General features: G+C 30.2%; 4 protein-coding genes. All 4 read left to right on the top strand.

From position 1 onward, the window contains the following. Positions 1-117: 117 nt before the first annotated feature. Complete coding sequence (locus CJP74_RS07930; RefSeq protein WP_119497988.1) at positions 118-1,155, top strand: DMT family transporter; 1,038 nt, start codon at positions 118-120, stop codon at positions 1,153-1,155. Positions 1,156-1,206: 51 nt separating this feature from the next. Then, the gene (locus tag CJP74_RS07925) at positions 1,207-1,527 is read left to right on the top strand and encodes a rhodanese-like domain-containing protein (protein ID WP_119497986.1); all 321 of its coding nucleotides are present in this window, start codon (positions 1,207-1,209) and stop codon (positions 1,525-1,527) included. A gap of 168 nt (positions 1,528-1,695) precedes the next feature. After that, positions 1,696-2,388 (top strand): 2,3-diphosphoglycerate-dependent phosphoglycerate mutase, encoded by a 693-nt coding sequence (locus CJP74_RS07920; RefSeq protein ID WP_119497984.1) that lies wholly within the window; start codon positions 1,696-1,698, stop codon positions 2,386-2,388. Between the two features lie 128 nt (positions 2,389-2,516). Next, on the top strand, positions 2,517-2,933 hold the full coding sequence (locus CJP74_RS07915; RefSeq protein WP_119497982.1) for a rhodanese-like domain-containing protein: 417 nt from the start codon (positions 2,517-2,519) through the stop codon (positions 2,931-2,933). Positions 2,934-3,142 lie beyond the last annotated feature (209 nt).

Genomic DNA, 3,142 nt, shown 5'->3' with positions numbered 1-3,142 from the left:
TTTATTCTTCTTTTATTCTTGGTTTTAGTAACAAGTTCTATTTTTCACTTATCAGATTCCTTTATCCCTTATAATATATCTAATTGTTAATTTTATTTGTTTTTAGATGGAGTATTAATGTCAAACCTTTCTAAAGGAATTCTCTGTTCACTCCTTTCTGCTTTTGCTCTAGCCTTAATGAGTTTATTCTTTAAGCTTATAGGTAACAATATAAGTTCTTATGAAAAACTACTTTCTCGTGGAGTTGGACTATTTATAGTTGCTTGGTTTTTAGTTTACCAAGCTAAAAAGAAAAACCCTGACGTTAAACTTCTTGGCCATAAGAACAATGCACTAGTGTTAATCTTACGTTCTGCAGCTGGTGGTATAGCTATGCTTTGTAATATCTATGCCTTAAACTATGTTAGTTTAGCTGATGCTGACATGATGTTAAAGTTAAACTCAGTGCTACTTCTGATTTTATGTGCAATTTTCCTTAAAGAAAAGGTTACTGTTACACAAATTATAATTGTCGTAGTTAGCTTGATTGCGGTTGTACTAATCATTAAACCTAGTTTCGACAATCCAAATATTCTTGCCTACATTATTGGTTTAACAGGTACTTTATTAGTTAGTATTGCTTACATGTGTATTCGATACTTAACAACAAAAGAAAAAGGTGAACACCCTGCTACTATCATGTTCCACCTTTCATGCTTTATTATCATAACCATGATTTATCCAACCATTAAAAACTTCCAAGGTTTTGATGGGGCTGGATTATTTTATTTATGGTTAATTCTTTCAAGTATTTGTTCGGCTGTAGGTCAGTTTGCCTTAACCTATTCATTTAAATACGCTCCAGCTAAAGAAATTAGTGTATATTCTTACACAAGTTTAATTTGGAACTTTGTTTTAGGATATATAATCTTTATGTCTGTACCTGACTTTATTTCTGTAATAGGTTATGTAATTATTATTGGCTCTGGTATTTATTTATATTTCTATAATAAACACCAAGACAAAATTAGCGGTATTTCTAAATTAACTCATGGTGTTAGTTCATCTACAGCTACTATCGCTTCAACTACACCTGTAATCAAACCACAAAGTTTAGACTTTACCAATAAACCAGATAATGAAACAAACGTAGAAGATAAGAAAGACAAAGTATAAAATATTTTACTTTTTCCTTAATCCTCTTTTTTCATCAACCCCTTTTATTTTATGGAAAATCCAATTAAAACTATTTCAGTAGAAGAGTTAAATAATTTAATCAATCAGGGCAAGGAGGTAGTTATCTTTGATATGCGCCGTTTAGATGAGTACAATCAAGGTCATATTAAAGATGCTATTCATCTTACTTCCGAAAGCTTTTTCCATGAAGCTAATTATTTTAATGACGACACCATTGTGGTGATGCAATGTTATCACGGTAACGCTTCAAAAGCAGTTACTTATGACCTTACTTTAAAGGGCTTTGATAATATTTATTCGCTTGATGGTGGGATTACTGCTTGGGTACAAGCAGGATATCCTCTCGTATAATTTTATATTCGGTACTCTAGCTAAAACGGCATAATTTTTTGTTTTAGTTTTATTATACTGTGATATAATTAAGCACAATTCCTCAATGATTGTGTAGCTCATTGAGAGCAATTTTATTTAAACTAATCTAATTATTTTTAATAATTAGCTTTATATGAGGTTTTAACAATGGCTAAGACTTTAGTATTTGTTCGTCACGGTTTTAGTGAATGGAACGCTAAAAACTTATTTACAGGTTGGCACGATGTTAATTTAACAGAACGTGGTGTTGAAGAAGCAAGAAATGCTGGTAAAAAATTAAAAGCAGCTGGATATGAATTCGATGTTGCATTTACTTCTGTTTTAACACGTGCAATCAAAACTTGTAACTTAATTCTTGAAGAATCAGATCAATTATTTGTACCTCAAATTAAAAACTGGCGTTTAAATGAACGTCACTATGGTGCACTTCAAGGTTTAAATAAAAAAGAAACAGCTGAAAAATACGGTGATGAACAAGTTCACATCTGGAGACGTTCATACGACGTTCCACCACCAGAAATGGATCGTAACTCACCAGATTCTGCTCACAATGATCGTCGCTACAAATTACTAGATCCTTCAGTAATTCCTGATCATGAATCTTTAAAACTTACATTAAAACGTGCTCTTCCATACTGGGAAGATGCAATTGCACCTGCATTATTAAAAGGTGATGTAGTTTTAGTTGTTGCTCACGGTAATTCTTTACGTGCTTTAGCTAAACACATCGAAGGTATTTCTGATGAAGACATTCTAAATCTAGAAATCCCTACAGGTGAACCTATCGTTTATACTTTAAATGATGATCTATCATTTGTAAGCAAAAAATATTTAGACTAATCTAAAATAAGGTTATCTATATATAAAGGGTCTTGATTTTATCAAGACCCTTAGCTTTTGTTTTATTTTTAGCGTCTCTTCTGATATAATTAAGAACAGACAATAAAATTTATAATTTTTTAAAGTTTATGGAATTTTTCTTTAATCATCCATTTTTATCACTAGCATGGATTGCATGCTTCGTAGCTATTATCTTTACATTTATCCAAGATAAATTAAGTGGAGTAAATGTTATTGGTAATAATATGGTTGGGGTTTTAGTTAACTCACAAAAAGGTATTATTGTTGACTTAAGATCTTTAAATGATTTTAAAAGTGGACACATCACAGGTTCAGTACACTTACTACCTTCTGACATTAAAACACAAAACACAGGTAAAATTGATAACTACAAAGACAAGCCTGTGATTTTAGTTAATCAAGATGGTTTAAACTTACTTGAATCAGGTAAAGCATTAACAAAAATGGGATTCACAAGCGTTTATATTTTAAAAGACGGAATCGCAGGTTGGTTAACTGATAATTTAGTTCTTGTAAGAAAATAATTTAAACCAAAAAAAAGTCTTCCGATTTTTACTTTCGGAAGACTTTTTTATATTTTAGCCTTGTATTTTCTATAAATAATTTAAACAAATATTTTTGTGCAAATAAATTAATATTTTCAAAGACTTTTTAAAAAAAATTTTATATAATTAAGCCTTAAAATAATTGGTAAAATTATTTAAAAAAAATTACGTAGTTTACTAGTAATCCT

Origin of the sequence: Psittacicella melopsittaci (assembly GCF_003585925.1) — a bacterium.
In the GTDB taxonomy this organism is placed as follows: domain Bacteria; phylum Pseudomonadota; class Gammaproteobacteria; order Enterobacterales; family Psittacicellaceae; genus Psittacicella; species Psittacicella melopsittaci.
The sequence above is the reverse complement of the archived record's forward strand: the minus strand, read 5'-3'. Positions and strand labels throughout refer to the sequence as shown.